This window comes from Halomonas sp. H10-59 (genome assembly GCF_040070555.1).
GTDB classification, from domain to species: Bacteria; Pseudomonadota; Gammaproteobacteria; order Pseudomonadales; family Halomonadaceae; genus Halomonas; species Halomonas litopenaei.
The window spans coordinates 2,815,051-2,835,443 of the sequence record NZ_CP098828.1 but is presented as its reverse complement, the minus strand read 5'-3'; the positions used below and the strand labels follow the sequence as shown (position 1 = coordinate 2,835,443).

Genomic DNA, 20,393 nt, shown 5'->3' with positions numbered 1-20,393 from the left:
AGGCTAGAGGCGCAGATCCGCCGCGCCCTTGGGCAGCAGATACTTGAGGTCATACAGCACGTGTTCCGGCTTGCCCCAGCCGCGGATTCGCTCGACCCCGATATCACGGAATTCGTGGTGAGCGACGGCGATGATGACGGCGTCGTAGGCGCCGGGTTCCGGTTCATCGACAGGGCGAAGGCCAAAGGCGGCCACCGCCTCGTCACGGTCCACGTGGGGGTCGAGCACGTCCACCGCCACGTTGAACTCGCGCAGCTCGTCGATGATATCGATGACACGGGTATTGCGCAGGTCCGGGCAGTTCTCCTTGAACGTCAGGCCCATGATCAGTACCCGGGCATCCTGCACATGGATGCGTCGCTTGGCCAGGCACTTGATCAACTGATTGGCCACGTAGGCGCCCATGCCGTCATTGATACGGCGGCCGGACAGGATGACCTCGGGATGGTAGCCAACCTGCTGCGCCTTGTGGGTCAGATAGTAGGGGTCCACACCGATGCAGTGCCCGCCCACCAGGCCAGGACGGAAGGGCAAGAAGTTCCATTTGGTGCCGGCGGCTTCCAGCACCTCTTCGGTGTCGATGCCCAGACGCTCGAAGATGATGGACAGCTCGTTGATCAAGGCGATGTTGACGTCGCGTTGGGTGTTCTCGATGACCTTGGCGGCCTCGGCCACGGTTATCGAGCTGGCCCGGAAGGTGCCGGCGGTGATGACCGAGGCGTAGAGCTCATCGACGAAGTCGGCGCTGGCCGGCGTTGAGCCGGAGGTCACCTTGCGGATGTTGGTGACCCGATGCTCGCGATCACCGGGATTGATGCGCTCCGGGCTGTAGCCGGCGAAGAAGTCGCGGTTGTAGCGCAACCCGGACAGCTTCTCGATGACCGGGATGCACTCGTCTTCGGTGGCGCCGGGGTAGACCGTCGACTCGAAGATCACGATATCACCCTTGGCAATCACCCTGCCCACCGTGGCACTGGCCCCCAGCAACGGTGTCAGGTCGGGATTGTGCTGGGCGTCGATCGGGGTAGGGACCGTGACGATGTAGACATTGGCGTCGGCCAGCCTGGCCGGCTGATAGGTGAAACTCAGCAGCGGCGCCAGGTTCAGCTCGCCTGGTGTCACTTCTCGTGTGGTATCGATACCGTCGTGCAACTGAGCGATACGCTCGGCACTGATATCGAAGCCCAGAGTGGGGTAGCGCTTGCCGAATTCGACCGCCAGCGGCAGGCCGACATAGCCAAGCCCGATGACCGCGATGCGTGCCTTGTCCAGCGTCAGTGAATGTTCCATGGGGGCCTCGTGTCAGCAGAACCTGGGGGATCGGCGCTAGAGTGGCTTTGCCGCAAGCGCAAGGGGTGCGGGGCTGGGGTCTGCGGCGCCAGCGAGTCGTCGTGTCGGTGAGGACGGCTGGGCCATGTGCTGGCGCCAGACAAGATCGGCGATACCCCCAGTGGGGCTGTAACCGGTAGGCGGCAGGCGCAGCAGTTCCCTCACGCGCTCGAGTTCAGCGCTGTCCAGTGCCGAGCGCAGCTGCTCCAGATAGGGGGCCAGTTGCGACCAGGACCAGTAGCCTTCGTTGGCGGTCATGATCCGAGGGTGCTCCGAGGGCTGGTCGTTCTGCCCGATCAGCAACTCCTCGTAGAGCTTTTCGCCGGGACGTAGTTGGGTGAAGACGATGTCGATCTCGCCATGGGGGTTGTCGGCCGTGCGAGGCTCCAGTCCCGACAGCCGAATCATCTGCCTGGCGAGATCGAGAATCTTCACCGGTTGCCCCATGTCCAGCACGAACACGTCTCCCCCCTGGCCCATGGCGCCCGCCTGGATGACCAGTTGCGCCGCCTCCGGGATGGTCATGAAGTAGCGGGTGATCTCGGGATGGGTCACGGTGACCGGGCCACCTTGTTGAATCTGGCGCCGGAACAGGGGAATCACCGAGCCGGAAGAACCCAGCACGTTGCCGAAGCGCACCATGCAGAAGCGGGTAGTCGACGATTGCTCTGCCAGCGCCTGACAGACCAGCTCGGCGAGGCGCTTGCTGGTGCCCATGACGTTGGTGGGGCGCACCGCCTTGTCGCTGGAAATCAGCACAAAGGTCGATACCCCACTGTCGATGGCCGCTCGCGCAGCGGCCAGGGTGCCAAAGGTATTGTTCTTGAGGCTTTCGACCATGTTGTGCTCGACCATGGGCACATGCTTGTAGGCGGCGGCATGGTAGATGGTGTCCACCTTGAAGCCCTGCAGGATGATGCGAAGACGCTTCTGATCCTGGATCGTGCCGAGAAATGGCTTCAGCTCAACAGCAAGGCTCAGGCTGTCCAGGAACCCCAGAAGCTCCTGTTCGATCTGGTACAGCGAGTACTCGCAGCTATCGAAGAGCAGCAGTTGGCGTGGGCGTTGAGCCAGTATCTGTCGGCACAATTCCGACCCGATCGAGCCGCCAGCACCGGTCACCATGACCACCTGGTCGCGGATATTGGCGTCCATCAGATCCTGTCGCGGGGGGACCGGGTCACGGCCCAGCAGTTCTTCGACACTGACGTCACGAATATCTTCGATCTTCGCTCTGCCCTGCACCACATCATCCAGGCGTGGAATGGTCTGGATCGTGATATTGAGGGGTTCCAGTGATGCCACTATCTCCTGGCGACGTCTGCGTCTGGCACTGGGAATGGCGAGCAGGATCTTTTCGATGTTGAGGCGCTCGACCAGCTCCGCAATATGACGAGGAGAGTGGACCTCGAGACCTTCGACATGGGTGCCCTCCATGCCGCGCCAGTCATCGACGAAGGCCACCGGAAGGTAGTCACTTCCCTGACGAAGAGAGGCCACCAGCTTGCAGCCTGCAGAGCCCGCACCATAGATAAGCACCCTGGGCTTGTCCTTCATCAGACGATGCTGGTAGAGGCTTCTCAGCGCAAAACGGGTGCCGCCGGTCAGCAGCAGACTGAGCAGGAAATAGTCGAAAAGGACGCCTGCAGGAAGCGGGGTGAATATCGCGCGGCCAAGCAGGTCAAGCACCAGCGTCGAGGTAGCGACGCCAATGAACAGGGTCACGATAGCGCGGCTTCCGACGTATCTGAGTACAGCGCGATAGAGGCCTAGCTTGATAAAGACGACCAGGGAAATCGCCGTGACAAGTACATTCAAGGCGTAGGCGGAAGGGGCGCGCACAAAGGCGCCAAAAAGCCCGTTGATGGCCATGGATACGACGAGGCTGGTCTCGATAAGCATGATATCGGCGACGAGCTGAAATATCCTTTTCTTGCGACGAGGGAGTCGCAAGGCGGCTTCGATAAAGTTGCCCATGGTAGGGATCCCCTGCTTGGAAAATCGTCCATATTTTAGGATTTTGTTTGGACGACTGTGCTGTTTCCTCGTTGTCTGGATTGGCTTTACGACGTGCTATTCCTTTCCTGCATCATATCTGCATTGAAATATTTCACCAGCGTCAAAAAACTCCCATTGGTTGATGGTTTTGATAATTGGTCAGAGAGATTTAGAGAAGTCATTTCCATGCGTGAAATTAGTGGTGTACCTATGATGTGAGGGTATGAAACGAGTCACGTCATGGCGGCGAAATTTTTAGATGCCCAAGGGAAATGTGCTCCTCCTCCATTGAAGTCAATGCAAAGGTGTTGATAATGGCGGGTATGCAGGGGTTTCGTAAGATTTACTGTGCAGGAAGTTAAAAAGTGTGCAGTTGTAGTCTGGTGAAGGGAGGGGAAACGCGGTTGATTGATACGGCAAATATTATTAGAGACTTTGCCGTAGAGCATTAGATATTGACCAGTCGTCGGACTAGTGGTGCCCTGTTGGTGTTCGGTTCAGGGCGTCTACAGTACGGCGGTCAAACGTGGCGAGAGTGCCGTGGACGGATCTTGCCAGCACCATGGGAGTAGGGAACAGATGAAGGTGCTTGTTACCGGGATGGCAGGGTTCATCGGCTCGACGCTGGCCGCACGTCTGGCCCGTGACGGGCTTGAGGTGGTCGGTGTGGACAACCTCAATGACTACTACGACGTGTCCTTGAAGAAAGCACGGCTGGCACGTCTCGAAAAGCTGCAGAACGTGCGTTTCGTGCGGCTGGATCTGGCCGATCGCGAGGGTGTCGACCGGCTGTTTGCCGACGAGCGCTTCGATCGTGTCGTGCACCTGGCGGCACAGGCGGGGGTAAGGTACTCCTTGACCCATCCCCACGCCTACGTGGATGCCAATCTGGTGGGGCATCTCAATGTGCTCGAAGGATGCCGGCACCAGCAGGTAGAGCACCTGCTCTATGCCTCGTCCAGCTCTGTCTACGGCATGAATCAGGTGGTGCCCTTCGCCACACGCGACAATGTCGACCATCCTGTCAGCCTCTACGCCGCGACCAAGAAGGCCAACGAGCTGATGGCGCACACCTACTCCCACCTGTATGGACTGCCGACCACCGGACTCAGGTTCTTCACCGTCTATGGCCCCTGGGGGCGACCGGACATGGCGATGTTCCTGTTCACCAAGGCGATCCTCGAAGGTCGTCCGATCGACGTCTACAACCACGGGGAGATGTCGCGGGACTTTACCTATGTGGACGACATCGTCGAGGGCATCGTGCGCTTGCTGGAAGTGGTCCCCAGCGCGGACCCCGACGCCGGCGTGGTCGACGACTCACCGGATCGCAGCAGTGCACCCTACGCGCTTTACAACATCGGACACGGTAGCCCGGTGGGGCTGATGGACTTTATCCATGCCATCGAGGCGGCACTGGGGCGCAAGGCCGAGTACAACTTCCTGCCGATGCAACCGGGCGATGTTCCTCGGACCTGGGCCGACACCACTGCACTGTATCGCGCTACCGGCTATCAGCCGCGCATCGGGGTCGAGGAGGGCGCGGCTCGATTCGTCGACTGGTATCGCTCCTATCATGGCATCGTCGCCTGAGCCATGCGCACGCCGCCGGGTGTGGCAAGGCACTATCGGGGATGGCCGGCGCAGTCCTCGTCGGCCATCCAGGGGCTGGCACTGTTCGTCTTCCTGTCCAGTCTGCTGACGCTACCCTGGGCGTATCGGTTCACCGGAATGCTGCTGGTGTCACTGGCGGCGATGGCGGTGCTGGTGCGGCGCAGTCTTCCCCGGGACGCCGAGTCCCTTGCATGGGTGGCAATGCTGGCGCTTTTCGGTTGTCAGCTGGTGTTGGACGCGGGGCGTAGCGGGCCGCCCCTGGCGCGTTATAGCGTGCCGTCACTGCCCTGGTGGCCCTGGCTTGGGCTGCTTTTGTTATTGGCATGGCGTGCCAGGCCTCCCTCGCTTTACTGGTGGTGGCGCGGGATTACCCTGGGGGCGGTGCTATCCGGGCTGAAGGCGCTGTATGACCGACTGATCGAGGATGAGCGTCGGGCTGGCGATCTGATCAACGCCATTCCCTTTGGTAATCTCAGCCTGGTGCTCGGGGTGCTCAGCCTGGTGTGGTGGCTCGACAACGTCAGTGAAGGGCGGCGCGGCCTGTTCCTCTGGTGGGCGGCGCTGGGAGCGGTGATGGGGCTGCTTGGCTCGCTGCTGTCCGGCACCCGGGGCGGCTGGCTGACCCTGCCGCTGGTGATGCTGGTGCTGGTCCTGCGTCACGGCCGGCGGGCGCGCTTCTATTGGTCGACGCTTACACCCCGCCGGCGCTTCGCCATCCAGCTGACCGTCACCCTGGCGATCGGCGTGGCGACCTTGGTGGCACTGCCTCGGCTGTGGGCACTGGCCGAGGATATCGTCCTGCTATGGCGCCAGGGGGCCGTCGACACCAACGCGGGCTTGCGCTGGCATCTGTGGGGCATCGCTGGCGATGCGTTCGCTGCCCGCCCCCTCTGGGGCTGGGGAGAGGATGGTCTGGTCGCCTGGCTCGAGACACTGGTCGCGGCGGGCCGGCTGCCGGAAGGCATGGCCGGAATCGGGTTCCAGCTTCACAGTGACGTGCTGGACACCGCCGCTCGACGTGGCCTTGCGGGGGTGGCGCTGCTGCTGCTGTTCTATGGGATTCCGTTGGCGAGTTTTTTGCGTCGCCTCGATCATGGCGATGGCCAGTGTCGTGTGCTCGCCCTGTCCGGCGCGCTGATCGTGGTGATGTATGCGGGGTTCGGCCTGACCCAGACGATGTTTCGTGACCCCCATACCTTCAGCGCCTATCTGGTGATGTGCACTGCCTGCTTTGCCCTGCTGAGAACGCGAGGCTGAACTCCCGGGCGCTCGAGGACCGCAGCAGCAGCCGTTGATGCGCAGGCGGAAGAGCGCAGCGTCCAGCCCGCCAGACAGGCACAGTAACAGGCACAGCAAAAAAGCCGCCCGAATCCGGGCGGCTTTTTTTGACGCTTCCCCAGGACCAGGCGTGGCCTGGGGAAGCAACCGTCGCTGGCGCGTCTGCGCCGAGGCTCAGGCCTTGGTGTAGGCGGCGGCGGACTTTTCGATGGCCTTGCGGGCGGCCTCGACACCTTCCCAGGATTCCACCTTGACCCACTTGCCCTTCTCGAGATCCTTGTAGTTCTCGAAGAAGTGGGCGATCTGCTGACGCAGCAGCTCGGGCAGATCGGTGACCTCCTGAACATCGTCGTAGAGGCTGGACAGCTTGGGGTGCGGGACGCACACCAGCTTGGCGTCTTCGCCGGCTTCGTCGGTCATGTTGAGGATGCCCACCGGACGGGCGCGGATGACACTGCCGGGTGCGACGGGGTAGGGGGTGACCACCAGGGCATCCAGGGGGTCGCCGTCGTCTGCCAGGGTGTGCGGAATGAAGCCGTAGTTGGCCGGGTAGAACATCGGCGTCGCCATGAAGCGGTCGACGAGCAGGGCACCCATGTCCTTGTCAATTTCGTACTTCACCGGGGCGTGATTGGCGGGAATCTCGATGGCGACGAAGAGGTCGTTGGGGAGTTCCTTGCCGGCGGGGATGTTGTCGAAGTTCATGCTCGCGTCCTTCGTTGGGCGGATGTCCGCCTGGGCGGCGGAAAAAAAATCCGTCGGATTATACGAACCCCGTGACGGGATTACCAATATGGTGGGCGTATCTTGACGCGCTGCAACAAGGCGCGCAAGACAACCATGGGACGAGACGCCGGGGTGAGGTGCCACCAAAGCACAGTAAACAAAGCCAAAGGCGACTTGTCAGGCATATCAGGGATTCGGTGTGTATCATACCGCCGGTGAAGGCGTCGGCCCACTGGCCCACGTCTTGTCGCGTCATCAACGCTGGAGTCACAGGAGGTGATCTTGGCCACCGCACGTCTCGCTCTGAGTTATGGGCAAGCCTTTGTGGCGCCCGAACGCCATCGGCAGCGCAGTTCGATGTCGGTGCGCCTGCCGGAAGAGGGCGAGCCCAAGGGCGCCTGCGCGCTGATCAGCGATTCAGCCTCAGGCCATGCCCTGGCCAAGCAGGCGGGAGATCTCAGTGTGCGCGGATTTCTCAACGACTACTACGCGACTCCGGCGCACTGGACCATCAAGGCGTCGGCCCAGCGAGTGATGCGTGCGCTCAACGCCTGGTGTCATGGCATGACCCGCCAGATGGAGGACGGCAGCTATGTGTCGTCGTTGTCGACGGTGGTGTTCAAGGACCGTGGCGCGCACCTCTTTCATGTAGGTGACACCCTGGTGTTTCGGCTTCGGGGAGCCGAGTTCGAGCAGTTGAGCCGCGACCACGTCACCGACCTGGGGGGCTATCGCTACCCGGCCAGGGCGCTGGGCATGGATGTCGGCATCGACATCGACTATTCGGAGTGGCCGCTGAAGCAGGGGGACATCTTTCTGTTCACCACCCAGGGGGTGCGTGGGACCCTGATGCCCTCCGACTATGTGCGGCTGATTCGCGAAGATGCCAGTGACCTGGACGCGGCCTGTGAGCGCCTGGCCGAGGCGGCAAGCTCCAGGGCTCGTGAGCGGGGCTACGGTAGTGATCCCTTCTGCTTTCAACTGGTCCGGGTGGATGAACTGCCTGATGCGGCCAGCGACGCTCCCAGTCGGCTGTACGGGGATCTGCCGATTCCCCCCGAGCTTGCGGTGGGTGACCAGATCGACGGACTGGTGGTGGAAGCGGTGATGTCACGCACCGCCCACTCACGGGTCTACCGGGTGCGCGATGTGGATACCGAGCGGGTCTGTGTGCTCAAGGCGCCAAGTCCTGAACTGTCCAATCGAAACGCCTACCTGGAGCACTTCCTGCTTCAGCAGTGGGTGGTGGAGAGGGTTCACTCGCCCTTTGTGGTCAGCGTGGTCGAGCCTTCCCGGTCCCGCCGCCATCTCTACTACCTGATGCGTTACGTCGATGGCATGACCTTGAGCGAGTGGGTCGCGCGCTATCCGCGTGCCAGTCTCGGTCAACGACTCGACATCGCGCTGCAGCTGGGCAAGGCGCTGCAGGCGTTGCACCACCGTGACCTGATTCACCAGCAGGTTCATCCAGACAACGTCTTGATCGATGATCAGGGACGTGTGGTACTGACCGACTTCAGCGCCTGCCATCTGCGCGATGTCGACGGGCACCGGCGCTCCCGACGGCTGGTGGCCCAGGTGGGGCTCAACGAACACAGTGCGCCCGAGTATGCGCTCGATGACGAGGTCGGCCGGCGCAGTGACCAGTACGCCCTGGCGTCCACGGTGTACTGGTTGATCAGCGGACGTCTGCCCTACGCGGTGCCGACCCATCAGCTGCGCAGTCATACCGATCTCGAGCAGTTGAGCTACCGTAGCGTGCGTCATTACCGGCCAGACGTCAGCCTGGAGCTAGACGAGGCCTTGAAGCGTGCCTTGGACCCGCAGCGATCGCTGCGTTTTCGGCGCCTGTCGGAATTTCTCTATAGCGTGCGGCCCGGTCGCCAGCAGGTGTCTGAAGCCCCCAGTCGTTCGATCCGTGCCTGGAAGGAACCCGCCAACCTGTGGCAGGCCATTGCCGGGTTGTTGCTGGTGTTGTTGATCCTGTCCTGGTGGCTACGCTAGGGCTTGTCTGAAAAGTGCCTGCACTCGGTAATACGGCGTTAAAAATCGGCTGGTGCGCCAGCCCGGTCAAAATGCTCATTTACACCCCGTAAACTGCGCTTTCTCACCGATTTTTGCCTTGTCTAACCTTCGCTCGTCGACTTTTCGGACAGCGCCTAGGGCTTGTCTGAAAAGTGCCTGCGCTCGTCGACTTATCGGAGAAAGCCTGGGGCTTTGGTGATCCGTGGCGGGGCCAGCCGGTCTTCCTGACACACCCTGCGTCGTCAAACGAAAAGCCCCGAGGCCAGGCCTCGGGGCTTTTTTCATGCCGGCGTCGCGTCGGCTGCGTCTCGGTCGCGGTGCGTGCGTGATGCAGCGCCGGGCCGCAGCGAGCTGTGGCGCGTCTATCTTACAGACTGAGTTACAGGCTGAATGCCGGCAGACGCTTTTCCACCCGCGCGAGCTTGAGGCGCGCCATCTTCGGCAGGCCGTTCTCGAAGGGAGGGAAGTCCTCGCCCTGGATCAGCGGTGCCAGGTAGGCGCGGCCGGCGTCGCTGATACCGAAGCCATCCTCGCGGATGTACTCGCGCGGCATGAACTTCTCACGGTTAGCCACCTCGGCCAGCGGCGCCGCCTCGATCTCCCAGCGGTAGGGGTTGTCGCTGACGCGCTTGATCGCCGGCATCTGGGCGTTGTGCCCCTCGAGCGCCAGTTCCACCGCCTTGACGCCCACCGCGTAGGCCTGCTCGACGTCGGTCTTGGCGCCAAGGTGGCGCGCGGCGCGCTGCAGGTAGTCGGCAACCGCCCAGTGGTACTTGTAGCCCAGGTCCTGCTTGACCATGCCGGCCAGGGTCGGGGCCACGCCGCCGAGCTGGCGGTGTCCGAAGGCGTCGGTGTTACCCGAGTCGGCGAGGAAGGTGCCGTCCTCGTAGCGTGCGCCCTCGGAAACCACGATCACGCAGTAGCCGTAGTTCTTGACCGCGTACTCCACACGCTCCATCACCTGGCGACGGTCGAAGGGAATCTCGGGGAAGATCACCAGGTGGGGTGGCTCACCCTCGCCCTGGCCGGCCAGGCCACCGGCGCCGGCGATCCAGCCGGCGTGGCGACCCATGACCTCGAGCACGAACACCTTGGTGGAGGTGGCGCACATGGAGGCGATGTCCATGGAGGCCTCGAGGGTCGAGGTGGCGATGTACTTGGCCACGCTGCCGAAACCCGGGCTGTTGTCGGTGATCGGCAGGTCGTTGTCCACGGTCTTGGGCACGTGGATGGCGGTCAGCGGGTAGCCCATCTTCTCGGACAGCTGCGAGACCTTGAGGCAGGTGTCGGCGCTGTCGCCGCCGCCATTGTAGAAGAAGTAGCGGATATCGTGAGCCTTGAACACCTCGATCAGGCGCTCGTACTGGGTGCGATGGCTCTCGATGTCCTTGAGCTTGTAGCGACAGGAACCGAAGGCACCGCCGGGCGTATGGCGCAGGGCGGCGATGGTGTCATCGGACTCCTGGCTTACGTCGATCAGGTCCTCGGTCAGGGCGCCGATGATGCCGTTGTGGCCGGCGTAGACCTTGCCGATGCGATCACTGTTCTGGCGGCAGGTCTCGATGACGCCGCAGGCGCTGGCGTTGATCACGGCGGTGACGCCGCCGGACTGGGCGTAAAAGGCGTTGTGCTGGGCCATGGGGCGTGGGGCTCCTGGTTCTGGATCGTGAATACGGTGAAACGAACAACGTCCCCACGCGGCGTGGCGAAGGGAAAGGATCGGTGGGCGCGTCGCGGTCGGCCAGGCCTTCGTCGGGAAGGGCTTCGCGGACTAAAGCCTTCGCGGACTAAAGCCATCGTGTGGCAAGCCATCGCGTGGCAACCATCGCCGGGACAGCGCCGGAACATGGTCGGCGATTCTAGCCCATCGGCCTGGTGCCTGCATCCGACCGGCATGCCCCGGCGCAGCCGAGCGCCGACGTCGAAGTAAAACAGTGGGCGATCGGCAACAGCGACGAGGGCGTGACGCCGCCTCTGGAGGCCTTTGTCGGGGCATGCTAGGCTGCCGCCAACCTTGAGTGCCGTTGTCTGCCGGGGGCGCCGTGCGCGTCGACTCGGGGACGGGGCAGCAGCAGCGCACCGGAGGCGCCATGCATCTTCATATCGTCGGTATCTGCGGCACCTTCATGGGCAGCCTGGCGCTGTTGGCGCGGGAGCTTGGCCACCAGGTCAGCGGCTCGGATGCCAGCGTCTATCCCCCCATGAGCACCCAGCTGGAAACGGCCGGCATCGCCCTGATGCGCGGTTACGCCGCCGACAATCTGACGACGACACCGGACCTGGTGGTGATCGGCAACGCCCTGTCGCGGGGCAACCCTGAAGTCGAGGCGGTGCTCGATCGTGGCCTGCCCTACGTGTCCGGTGCCCAGTGGCTGGCCGAGCACGTGCTGCCGGGGCGCCCGGTGATCGCGGTGGCGGGCACCCACGGCAAGACCACCACGGCCAGCCTGACCGCCTGGCTGCTCGAAAGCGCCGGGCTGGCCCCTGGCTTTCTGATCGGCGGGGTGCCGAGGAACTTTGGCGTATCGGCGCGACTGGGCGGCGAGCAGGCGCCCTTTGTGGTGGAGGCCGACGAGTACGACACCGCCTTCTTCGACAAGCGCTCCAAGTTCGTTCACTACCGCCCGCTGGTCGCCATCCTCAACAACCTCGAGTATGACCACGCGGACATCTTTCCCGACCTGGCTGCCATCGAACGCCAGTTTCATCACCTGGTGCGTACGGTGCCCGGGCGTGGCCAGTTGCTGGTGGCGGACGACGCGCCGGCGCTGGACCGGGTGCTGGCCCAGGGCGCATGGACACCGGTGTCGCGAATGGGGCAGCAGCAGGACTCGGCCTGGCGCATCGAGCTAGAGCGTGACGATGCCAGTCGTTTCAGGGTGATCCAGCGGCGGCCGGACGGGGTCGACGAGGACGCCGTGGTCGACTGGGGGTTGACCGGTGACTACAACGCCCGCAATGCCCTGGCCGCCCTGGCCGCCGCCAGCGTGTTCGGCGTGGATCTGGCGCGCGGCGCCGCTGCGCTGTCGCGTTTCGAGACGCCCAAGCGTCGCCAGGAGGTGCGCGGCGAGGTCGGCGGCGTCCAGGTGATCGACGACTTTGCCCATCATCCCACCGCCATCGCGGCGACGCTGTCCGGGCTGCGCGCTTCGACCCAGCGCGGTCGCCTGCTGGCGGTGATCGAGCCGCGGTCCAACACCATGCGTCTGGGCACCCTGCGCGATCGCCTGGCGGACAGCGTGGCCCAGGCCGATCAGGTCTGGTGGTACCAGCCCGAGGGGCTGGACTGGTCGGTGGAGGCGCTGGTCGAGGCCTCGCCGATACCGGCGCACCGTCGTGGCGAGATCGATGCGCTGGTCGCCGATCTGGTGGCACAGGCGCGTCCTTATGATCGTATCGTGGTGATGTCCAACGGCGGCTTCGGCGGCATCCACGAGCGCCTGCTCGAGGCGCTGGAGGCCGCCCATGGCTGAAGGCTTCAAGCCCCCTGTGACCGTGGCCCTGACCGGCGCCTCCGGCGCCCAGTACGGACTGAGGCTGATCGAGGCGCTGGTGTCGGCGGGGCACGAGGTGTGGGTGATGATCTCCAAGGCGGCCCATCTGGTCATCGCCACCGAGACCGAGGTGTCGTTGCCGCCACGTCCGGCACTGCTGGCCGAGGCGCTCAGCGAGCGGTTCTCGGCGGCCGAGGGCCAGATCCGCTGCTTTGGCCGTGAGGACTGGATGGCCCCGGTGGCGTCGGGCTCCGGCGCCAGCAGTGCCATGGTGATCTGCCCGTGCTCGACGGGAACGCTGTCGGCGGTGGCCTGTGGCGCCAGCAACAATCTGATCGAGCGCGCCGCCGATGTGGCGCTAAAGGAACGCCGCCGCCTGGTGCTGGTGCCCCGGGAGACGCCATTCTCGGCGATTCACCTGGAGCACATGCTCAGTCTGACCCGTATGGGGGCGGTGGTGTTGCCCGCAGCACCCGGCTTCTACCACCAGCCGCAGAGCATCGATGATCTGATCGACTTCATCGTGGCGCGCATCCTCAATCAGCTGGGTATCGATCATCAGCTTATGCCAAGGTGGGGCGAGGGGTCCTCCGGGTCCACCGTCGGCGACTGAGTGCGTAGCTGGCATCGTCATCACAAGACACCATCATCACCTGGCATCATCTTCACCTGACACCATCATCACCTCGCGCCGTCAGACACCTCTCCAGCGCTGCTCGGGATAAGGAAATCCATGCCCAGTCTGTCCGTTCTCTCTGTGTTCGTTCCGACCTTCTTTCTGGTCTCGCTGACGCCAGGCATGTGCATGACCCTGGCCATGGTGCTGGGCATGACCCAGGGGGTGAAGCGGGCGCTGTGGATGATGCTGGGGGAGCTGGTTGGCGTGGGGCTGGTGGCCTTCTCCGCCGGTGCGGGGGTGGCGGCACTGATGCTCAAGCTGCCGGCGCTGTTTGCCTTGTTCAAGTGGCTGGGCGGGGCCTACCTGGTCTATCTGGGGTGGCTGATGTGGCGCTCACGGGGGCGCATGGCGATCCCTGACAATCTTGAGGATACCGCGCCGCCGAAGCGACGGGAGCTGGCCATGCAGGGCTTTGTCACTGCGGTCGCCAACCCCAAGGGCTGGGCCTTTTTCGTGGCATTGCTGCCGCCCTTTATCGATCCGGCGCGGCCGGTGCTGACCCAGTTGGCGGGGTTGATTCTGGTGATCCTGAGTCTCGAGTTCACCTGCCTTCTGCTGTACGCCAGTGGTGGCAAGAGTCTGCGTCACCTGCTCGCACGTGGGGGCAGTGTACGGTTGCTCAACCGAATCGCCGGGACCTTGATGATTGGTGTGGGCCTGTGGCTGGCGCTGGGCTAGGGCTTGTCTGAAAAGTGCCTGCGCTCGGTAATACGGCGTTAAAAATCGGCTGGTGCGCCAGCCCGGTCAAAATGCTCATTTACACCCCGTAAACTGCGCTTTCTCACCGATTTTTGCCTTGTCTAACCTTCGTTCGTCGACTTTTCGGACAGCGCCTAGGGCCTGGCTGAAAAGTGCCGGCACTCATCGGCGTCTGGACAAGGCCCCGGGCCCGCCTTGCCAGAGGTGTCGGTTCGGGGGCGTGTCACTGTCCTATACCGGCGGCAGCCACAGGATGCGTGCGCTGACCAGGGCCAGCGAGGCAAGCAGCAGCGCCGGTAATGGACACGGCGTCAGGGCCGTCCGGTCCCGCCTGAGCCAGGCCAGTTGAACCATGGCGCAGACCACCAGGCCAAGCAGGGCTCCCCCGACGAGATCGCTCAGCCAGTGCACGCCCAGCACGATGCGTGACAATGCCATGGGCACGACGATGGCGATCGCCACCCAGTAGGGCCAGAAGCGTTGGCGGCGTGGCAGCGTCTGGGCGATAAAGGCGGCCGCCATGCCGTACAGGACCACCGCCGTCGAGGTGTGGGCGCTGGGATAGGACAGAGAGTGGGCGAGATAGTCAGGGGCATCCGGACGAAGGCGGCCGATCACCTCCTTGCCCAGGGTGTTGAGCGTGGCGATGGCAATCAGTCCAGCGCTCACGTGGCCCAGTGCCGCCCAGTGACGGCGGCTGGCCAGCCACACCAGCCAGGGCAGTGCCAATGCCGCCACGCCGAGGGTATCTCCCGCCTCGGCCAGTGTCTCGGACAGCGCCAGAAGTCCGGGTAGCTCGAGCCCGCCGATCAAGGCGTGAAGCCGCGTATCCATCATCAGCGGTCCGTCTGCCTGGAGCACGACCAGCGTCCAGGCGCTCAGCGCGGTCAGTGCACCCAGGAGCAACAGCCAACTGGCCAGGGGAGGCTCTTCCTCGTGGTGGGGGGCCAGGGCCTGCCACAGGCGCCTCCCGCCGGGCAGGTGATGGCTGAACCAGGCGAAGCTACGGTACAGCAGGCCCTGAGGCGAGGCGTGGTGGCGGACCAGCGAGAACAGCAGCGCCAGCACCGCCACGGTGACGCCGAGCGCTGTCAGCCAGGGGTGCAGGTCGTCCGGCAATGCCAGCCACTGTTGCCAGGTTCGACCCAGCAGATAACCGGGCAGGATGTAGGCCGGTGCCCACAGCAGGGCGGAGCCAAGATTGGCCCAGGTGAAGGTCGTCGGCGGCATGCGCAGAATGCCCGCCACCAGCGGCACGATGGGGCGGACCGGTCCGACGAATCGCCCCAGCAGCACTGAAAGAGGACCATGACGCTGGAAGAATCGTGCACCCCGGGCCAGCCACTCCGGGTGATGCGACAGCGGCCACATGGCGGTGACCTGTTCACGGTAGCGATAGCCGATGGCGTAGCTGGCGCCGTCTCCCACCACGGCACCGGCAAAGGCACAGGCGATGACCCAGCCAACCGCGATGTCGTAGTGGCCGGCCAGGGAGGCGGCGGCGGTGATCAGAACGACGCCGGGCACCACCACGCCGATCAGGGCAAGCGACTCCACCAGCGCGATGGTAAAGATCAGCAGCAGCAACAGTCCGGGCGAAGGCGCCCACTGAATCAACCAGTCCCCGGCATTTCCCACCCTGTTCTCCTTTGCGTTGGGCCGTCGTGATGTTTCGGCATTCTGCCACAGTCAGGGTGGTCAGGAGCGACCGGGTGGGAGGGGAGTGACGGCCAGTGCCTCGCTGCGGCGGGCCAGTCGCTGCTCGAAATGCTGCCAGGGTTCCTTGGCGTTCAGGGCGCAGAGCCGTGAGCGTAGGGTCAAGGGGCCGATGTCCGACAGGCGAACCTCGGAGAGCGCCTGTTCCAGTCGCTTGATCACCAGCATGGCACCGCTTTCGGTGGTGTTGGGCAGTACCAGCCAGAAGGTGTCGTGGGATTCCCGTCCCAGAATATCGTGGTCACGGCAGTGAAGGCGTACCGCCTGGCACAGTTGGTCGAGTTGCGCTAGCTGAGTGCGAGAGCCGTACTGCTCACTGGCGATTTCCAGTTGTGGCAGGTGCAGGATCACCACCGCCAGCCGCTGGTCCAGATGCTGGGCGCGCTCGAACTCCCCGTTCAGGCGCTCGTGCAGGGTGGCGCGATTGATCGCATCGCAGTCGACGTCGCTGGGGTCGGTGGCCCGGTTCAGGTCGCGCTGACGCAGGTATTCCCAGCCGGCCAGGGAGGTGACCGCAAGGAAGGTCAGCAGAAACTTGATTTGATCGAGGCTTGGTGAAGACTGGCCGACCACCATGAGCCAGATCGGCATGACGGCCAGCGCCAGCACCAGAGCAGGGCCGAAGGGCAGTACCAGCAGGATCAGGGTGATAGGTACGCTGATCCAGAAGGCGTCGAACGATGCCTGCAGCACCGTCTGGTCATAAAGGGCGAGGCAGCCGCACAGCAGCAGCAGATAGTTCGAGACGCGCGAGGCTCTTCTGGTATCGAAGACCGTGATCACGGCCATCAGGCAACTCAGGGACGCCGGCAGCAGGATGCTCTCGTATTGCCCCAGCAGATAGTGCCACAGGGCCAGTGACGCCAGCAGCAAGGTCCCCATGACATCGGCACAGACGCGCCAGGAACGGACCCACTGGGGTGGCTCGATCATGCGTCGTCCTCCACCACCTGGGTGACAGGGCACTGCTTGTCCAGGGCCGCCAGCACCATGGGCAGGTTGTCCAGATTGGCAATCGATACGGTGCGTACCGTGATCGGCACGGCGATGTCTTCCAGCAGTTCCTGGCGTCGTTGCCTGGCCTGCACGGCGTCTCGACTGGTCAGCATCACGGCGACGGTACGTCCGTTGAGCCGATAGGCGTTCTCGAACCGCTTGATGCGTGTGCAGATGTCCTGGGCGACTCGCCACAGAGAACGTCCAGGGATCTGGATCACCACCAGTTCGGCGTGGACGCCGTCACGGGTGGCGCGGCTGTTTTCCCGAGCCAGGTCGCGTTCCAGCTGGCTGGCTGACCACAGCGGCAGTCCGGGCGCCAGACGGGCTCTCCTGCGCATCAGGCGTTGCGAATGTCCGCCCGGCAGCGCACGTCCGATCGCAAGAAAGCACAAACACAGCAAGAGCGCGCCAGCCAGGCCCCAATGGTGAAGGCTTATTTGGGTGATCAGGCTCCACCAGCTTATCCCGGCAAGGCTGGCGTTGAGTATCAGCATCCACTGGGGTTGGGGCAGGATCAACAGGAAAGGCCAGGCCCACAGCCAGGCACCGTTGGCGTCGGGCGAGAGTATCACCAGGGCGGCAAGCAGCACGCTGGCCACCACCAGCCAGGCGCGGTAGGCATGGCGGCGGTGGCTGAACTCGATGACGATGCCGGTGATCCCGAGCCATAGCGCGGCCAGACCAAGCAGCGTGGTGTCCAGCGCCCGCGCCGAGGTCGCCGCGCAAAGGGCCAGCAGTGCGGCCGCGGCGAACAGGTTCAGCTTGAACAGGCCGACTTTGTACTTGTTCCGCATGCTGTCTTAATATGATCCTTTCTGTGGTTCACGATCCGCATCACGTCCGCGTTGTCATCCCGGTGCAAGCCTTCTTTCTTTGCCCGGAGACCTCGTTCTACCAGGAGACTCGTTTCACCGTGTCCGACTCATCCGCCAATGCCACCGCCGAGTGCGTCGCCGATATCGACGCCTACATGACCGCCATGGGCCAGGCGGCCCGTGTTGCTGCCACCGATATGCGTCGCCTGCCACCCGCGCGCAAGAACCAGGCGCTCAAGGCGATGGCTCAGGCGCTGGACGCGTCTCGTCAAGAGATCCTGTCGGCCAATCGGCAGGATCTGGCGCGCGGTCGCGACAAGGGGCTCGACGAGGCTCTGCTTGATCGCCTTGCCCTGGATGACGGCCGCATCGACGCCATGATCGAGGGCCTGACCCAGGTCGCTGCCTTGCCCGACCCTGTCGGTGAGATCGATGGCCTGAGCACTCGGCCCAGCGGCATCCAGGTCGGCATGATGCGCGTGCCCCTGGGTGTCATCGGTATCATCTACGAATCTCGCCCCAACGTCACCATGGAAGCCGCCAGCCTGTGCCTGAAATCGGGCAATGCCTGCATTCTGCGCGGGGGCTCCGAGGCCAGCGCGTCCAACCAGGCGCTGGCCCGCTGCATTGCCTCTGGGCTGGCCGAAGCCGGACTGCCCCAGGGCGCCGTGCAACTGGTGGCGACCACCGACCGTGCCGCCGTGGGTCGCTTGATCAGCATGGACGAATTTGTCGATGTGATCATTCCCCGTGGTGGCAAATCGTTGATCGAGCGTATTTCGCGTGAGGCCAGGGTGCCGGTGATCAAGCATCTGGACGGCATCTGTCACGTCTATGTGGACGCCGCCGCCGACCTGGACAAGGCCCGTGCCATCGCGGTCAACGCCAAGACCCATCGCTACGGCGTGTGCAACGCCATGGAAACGCTGTTGGTGAATGCACAGGTAGCGCAGGCCCTGCTGCCGACCCTGGCCGCTGACTACGCGGAAAAGGGCGTCGAGGTGAGGGGGTGTGCCCGCGCCCGGGCGATCGTCGATCACTGGCTCACGGCGAGTGACGAGGACTGGGCCACCGAGTACCTTGCGCCGGTGCTGTCGGTCAGGGTAGTCGATGACATCGACGAGGCCATGGCGCATATCGAGCGCTACAGCTCGCGTCACACCGAGTCCATCGTCACCGAGAACTACAGCCTGGCACGCCGCTTTCTGGCAGAGGTCGACTCGAGTTCGGTCATGGTCAACGCCTCGACCCGGTTTGCCGATGGCTTCGAATACGGGCTCGGTGCGGAGATCGGCATCTCCACCGACCGACTGCATGCCCGGGGGCCGGTGGGGCTCGAAGGGCTGACCACGCGCAAGTATGTGGTCTTCGGCGATGGCCAGATTCGACAGTGAGTGGCGCCGTTCGCTTTGACGTCGAGGGTCGTCCTGCGCACATCGGCATGCTTGGCGGCACCTTCGATCCCGTCCATCTAGGCCATCTGCGCACCGCGCTTGAGCTTCGCGCTGCGCTGTCGCTCGATGGCGTGCACATGATCCCCGCGGCTCAGCCTCCGTTGCGCGATCGGCCCCAGGTCACCGCCGAAAAACGGCTCGAGCTGTTGCGCCTGGGGATCGGCGATACCCCGGGGCTGGCGGCGGACCCCTGCGAGCTGGAACGGGAGGGCCCGTCGTTCAGCGTGCAGACGCTCGAGTCCCTGCGTGAGCGCTACGGCCACGAGGCGCGCATCGTCATGGCCCTTGGTCACGACGCCTTTCTCAAGCTGGCGAACTGGCACAACCCGGAAAGGATCTTCGCGCTTGCCCATCTGGTGGTGGTCGAACGCCCCGATCACGAAGCGCCCTTGCCCGAAGCGCTTCAGGCGCTGATCGAGGGGCGTGAGGTCGAGCATGGCGATGCCCTGATGGCCAAGCCCCAGGGCCGACTGCTGCGCCTGTCGCTGCCGTCGCGGATGGCGATCTCGGCCACCTTCGTTAGGCATAGCCTGATGCAGGGAAAGAGCGTGCGCTACCTGCTGCCCCCGGCAGTGGAAGAGCGTATCCAGGCGCAACGCCTGTACCGCGCGGTCTGAGCGCGGCAGCCAGGGCAAGGCGGTCCGAGAAATTCGATCAGGCGCTGGATTGGCGCTGCCACTCGGCTTCCCAACAGGTACAATGGGAGGTCGATGACTACCCAGTGATGAGGGGCTATGCAGATTGAAGCATTGAAGGCGCTCGTGATCGAGTCGCTTGACGATATCAAGGCCAAGGACGTCGAGGTGCTCGACGTGTCTCGGCTGACCAGTGTGACCGATTGGATGGTGGTGGCGAGCGGGACCTCGACACGACATGTGTCGGCGCTGGCCAACAGCGTCATTACCAACGCCAAGGACAATGGCGTTCAGCCGTTGGGCGTCGAGGGTGAAAACGGGTCGGACTGGGTGCTGGTCGATCTCGGCGGCGTGGTGGTCCACGTGATGATGCCGGACACCCGTGCGCTGTACGACCTGGAGCGACTGTGGTCGGACCTTCCCAGCGATGCACCGGCATCAGAGGAAGAGGCCAAGGCATGAAGGTCCGCCTGTTGGCGGTGGGAACACGCATGCCAGGCTGGGTGACCGACGGTGTCGAAGAGTACCGCAAGCGTCTGCCGCGGGATTTTCGCCTGGAGGTCGAAGAGATCGCCCCGGGCCATCGCGGCAAGAACGCGGATACCGCGCGCGCCGTGGCCCAGGAAGCCGAGCGCATCGAGGCACGCCTCAAGGGCGATGAGCATCTGGTGGCGCTGGAGGTGCTCGGCAAGCCCTGGACCACCGAGCGGCTGGCCGATGAGGCCGATCAGTGGCGTCATGCCGGGCGTGATGTGGTGCTGCTGGTGGGTGGCCCGGATGGCCTGGCCCCGACGCTGTCGGCCCGCGCCCACCAGCGCTGGTCGCTGTCACCCTTGACCCTTCCCCATCCACTGGTGCGGCTGGTGCTGGCCGAGCAGCTCTACCGTGCCTGGACCCTGATGGTGGGACACCCCTACCACCGATGATGGCTC

Annotated in this window: 17 protein-coding genes; 10 read left to right on the top strand and 7 right to left on the bottom strand. The window is 64.0% G+C overall.

Translation table 11 applies throughout. The annotated features are described in order from the left end of the window. Positions 1-3: 3 nt before the first annotated feature. Both tviB and NFG57_RS12380 read right to left on the bottom strand, forming a co-directional pair. Positions 4-1,290, bottom strand: coding sequence for a Vi polysaccharide biosynthesis UDP-N-acetylglucosamine C-6 dehydrogenase TviB (gene tviB / locus NFG57_RS12385; protein ID WP_348814429.1), 1,287 nt, complete (start codon positions 1,288-1,290; stop codon positions 4-6). A gap of 36 nt (positions 1,291-1,326) precedes the next feature. Then, on the bottom strand, positions 1,327-3,306 hold the full coding sequence (locus tag NFG57_RS12380) for a nucleoside-diphosphate sugar epimerase/dehydratase (protein ID WP_348814428.1): 1,980 nt from the start codon (positions 3,304-3,306) through the stop codon (positions 1,327-1,329). Positions 3,307-3,906: 600 nt separating this feature from the next. Here NFG57_RS12380 and NFG57_RS12375 point away from each other — a divergent pair. Next, entirely contained in the window at positions 3,907-4,920 is a 1,014-nt protein-coding gene (locus tag NFG57_RS12375) for an NAD-dependent epimerase (RefSeq protein WP_108132848.1), read from the top strand. 3 nt (positions 4,921-4,923) lie between these two features. Further along, positions 4,924-6,198, top strand: coding sequence for an O-antigen ligase family protein (locus tag NFG57_RS12370; protein ID WP_108449017.1), 1,275 nt, complete (start codon positions 4,924-4,926; stop codon positions 6,196-6,198). Positions 6,199-6,393: 195 nt separating this feature from the next. Here the strand turns inward: NFG57_RS12370 and ppa are convergent, their stop codons facing one another. Further along, the gene (gene ppa, locus NFG57_RS12365) at positions 6,394-6,924 is read right to left on the bottom strand and encodes an inorganic diphosphatase (protein ID WP_045993354.1); all 531 of its coding nucleotides are present in this window, start codon (positions 6,922-6,924) and stop codon (positions 6,394-6,396) included. A 303-nt stretch (positions 6,925-7,227) separates the two neighbouring features. Between ppa and NFG57_RS12360 the strand changes: the two genes are divergently transcribed. Further along, positions 7,228-8,949 carry a protein kinase gene (locus NFG57_RS12360; RefSeq protein WP_348814427.1) on the top strand — a complete coding sequence of 574 codons (1,722 nt, stop codon included), beginning with the start codon at positions 7,228-7,230 and terminating at the stop codon, positions 8,947-8,949. A gap of 400 nt (positions 8,950-9,349) precedes the next feature. Here NFG57_RS12360 and NFG57_RS12355 read toward each other — a convergent pair whose 3' ends face one another. Further along, on the bottom strand, positions 9,350-10,609 hold the full coding sequence (locus tag NFG57_RS12355; protein ID WP_108132845.1) for a 6-phosphofructokinase: 1,260 nt from the start codon (positions 10,607-10,609) through the stop codon (positions 9,350-9,352). A gap of 451 nt (positions 10,610-11,060) precedes the next feature. On the opposite strand from NFG57_RS12355, the gene mpl reads away from it, so the two are divergent. The 3 genes from mpl to NFG57_RS12340 all read left to right on the top strand — a co-directional run bounded on the left by mpl (position 11,061) and on the right by NFG57_RS12340 (position 13,821). Next, on the top strand, positions 11,061-12,443 hold the full coding sequence (mpl, locus tag NFG57_RS12350; protein ID WP_348814426.1) for a UDP-N-acetylmuramate:L-alanyl-gamma-D-glutamyl-meso-diaminopimelate ligase: 1,383 nt from the start codon (positions 11,061-11,063) through the stop codon (positions 12,441-12,443). Beyond that, positions 12,436-13,077, top strand: a complete 642-nt coding sequence (locus NFG57_RS12345; RefSeq protein WP_222516574.1) for a flavin prenyltransferase UbiX — start codon at positions 12,436-12,438, stop codon at positions 13,075-13,077. Before mpl ends, NFG57_RS12345 begins: the two co-directional genes overlap by 8 nt. A 120-nt stretch (positions 13,078-13,197) precedes the next feature. Next, the gene (locus tag NFG57_RS12340) at positions 13,198-13,821 is read left to right on the top strand and encodes a LysE family translocator (RefSeq protein ID WP_045994175.1); all 624 of its coding nucleotides are present in this window, start codon (positions 13,198-13,200) and stop codon (positions 13,819-13,821) included. A 252-nt stretch (positions 13,822-14,073) separates the two neighbouring features. On the opposite strand, the gene NFG57_RS12335 is transcribed toward NFG57_RS12340, so the two are convergent. The 3 genes from NFG57_RS12335 to NFG57_RS12325 are packed head-to-tail and all read right to left on the bottom strand — an operon-like array spanning position 14,074 to position 17,351. Next, entirely contained in the window at positions 14,074-15,480 is a 1,407-nt protein-coding gene (locus NFG57_RS12335) for a bifunctional DedA family/phosphatase PAP2 family protein (protein WP_348814425.1), read from the bottom strand. A 60-nt stretch (positions 15,481-15,540) separates the two neighbouring features. Beyond that, on the bottom strand, positions 15,541-16,491 hold the full coding sequence (locus tag NFG57_RS12330; protein ID WP_348814424.1) for a diguanylate cyclase: 951 nt from the start codon (positions 16,489-16,491) through the stop codon (positions 15,541-15,543). Further along, positions 16,488-17,351 (bottom strand): hypothetical protein, encoded by an 864-nt coding sequence (locus NFG57_RS12325; RefSeq protein ID WP_348814423.1) that lies wholly within the window; start codon positions 17,349-17,351, stop codon positions 16,488-16,490. Before NFG57_RS12325 ends, NFG57_RS12330 begins: the two co-directional genes overlap by 4 nt. A 176-nt stretch (positions 17,352-17,527) precedes the next feature. Between NFG57_RS12325 and NFG57_RS12320 the strand changes: the two genes are divergently transcribed. The 4 genes from NFG57_RS12320 (at position 17,528) to rlmH (ending at position 20,387) form a co-directional block, all read left to right on the top strand. Next, a complete protein-coding gene (locus NFG57_RS12320; RefSeq protein ID WP_083970559.1) occupies positions 17,528-18,766 on the top strand; it encodes a glutamate-5-semialdehyde dehydrogenase in 1,239 nt (412 codons plus the stop codon). A gap of 47 nt (positions 18,767-18,813) precedes the next feature. After that, positions 18,814-19,443, top strand: coding sequence for a nicotinate-nucleotide adenylyltransferase (gene nadD / locus NFG57_RS12315; RefSeq protein ID WP_108448871.1), 630 nt, complete (start codon positions 18,814-18,816; stop codon positions 19,441-19,443). Positions 19,444-19,560: 117 nt separating this feature from the next. After that, positions 19,561-19,923, top strand: a complete 363-nt coding sequence (gene rsfS, locus NFG57_RS12310; protein WP_108132840.1) for a ribosome silencing factor — start codon at positions 19,561-19,563, stop codon at positions 19,921-19,923. After that, positions 19,920-20,387, top strand: coding sequence for a 23S rRNA (pseudouridine(1915)-N(3))-methyltransferase RlmH (rlmH, locus tag NFG57_RS12305; RefSeq protein ID WP_108132839.1), 468 nt, complete (start codon positions 19,920-19,922; stop codon positions 20,385-20,387). Before rsfS ends, rlmH begins: the two co-directional genes overlap by 4 nt. Positions 20,388-20,393 lie beyond the last annotated feature (6 nt).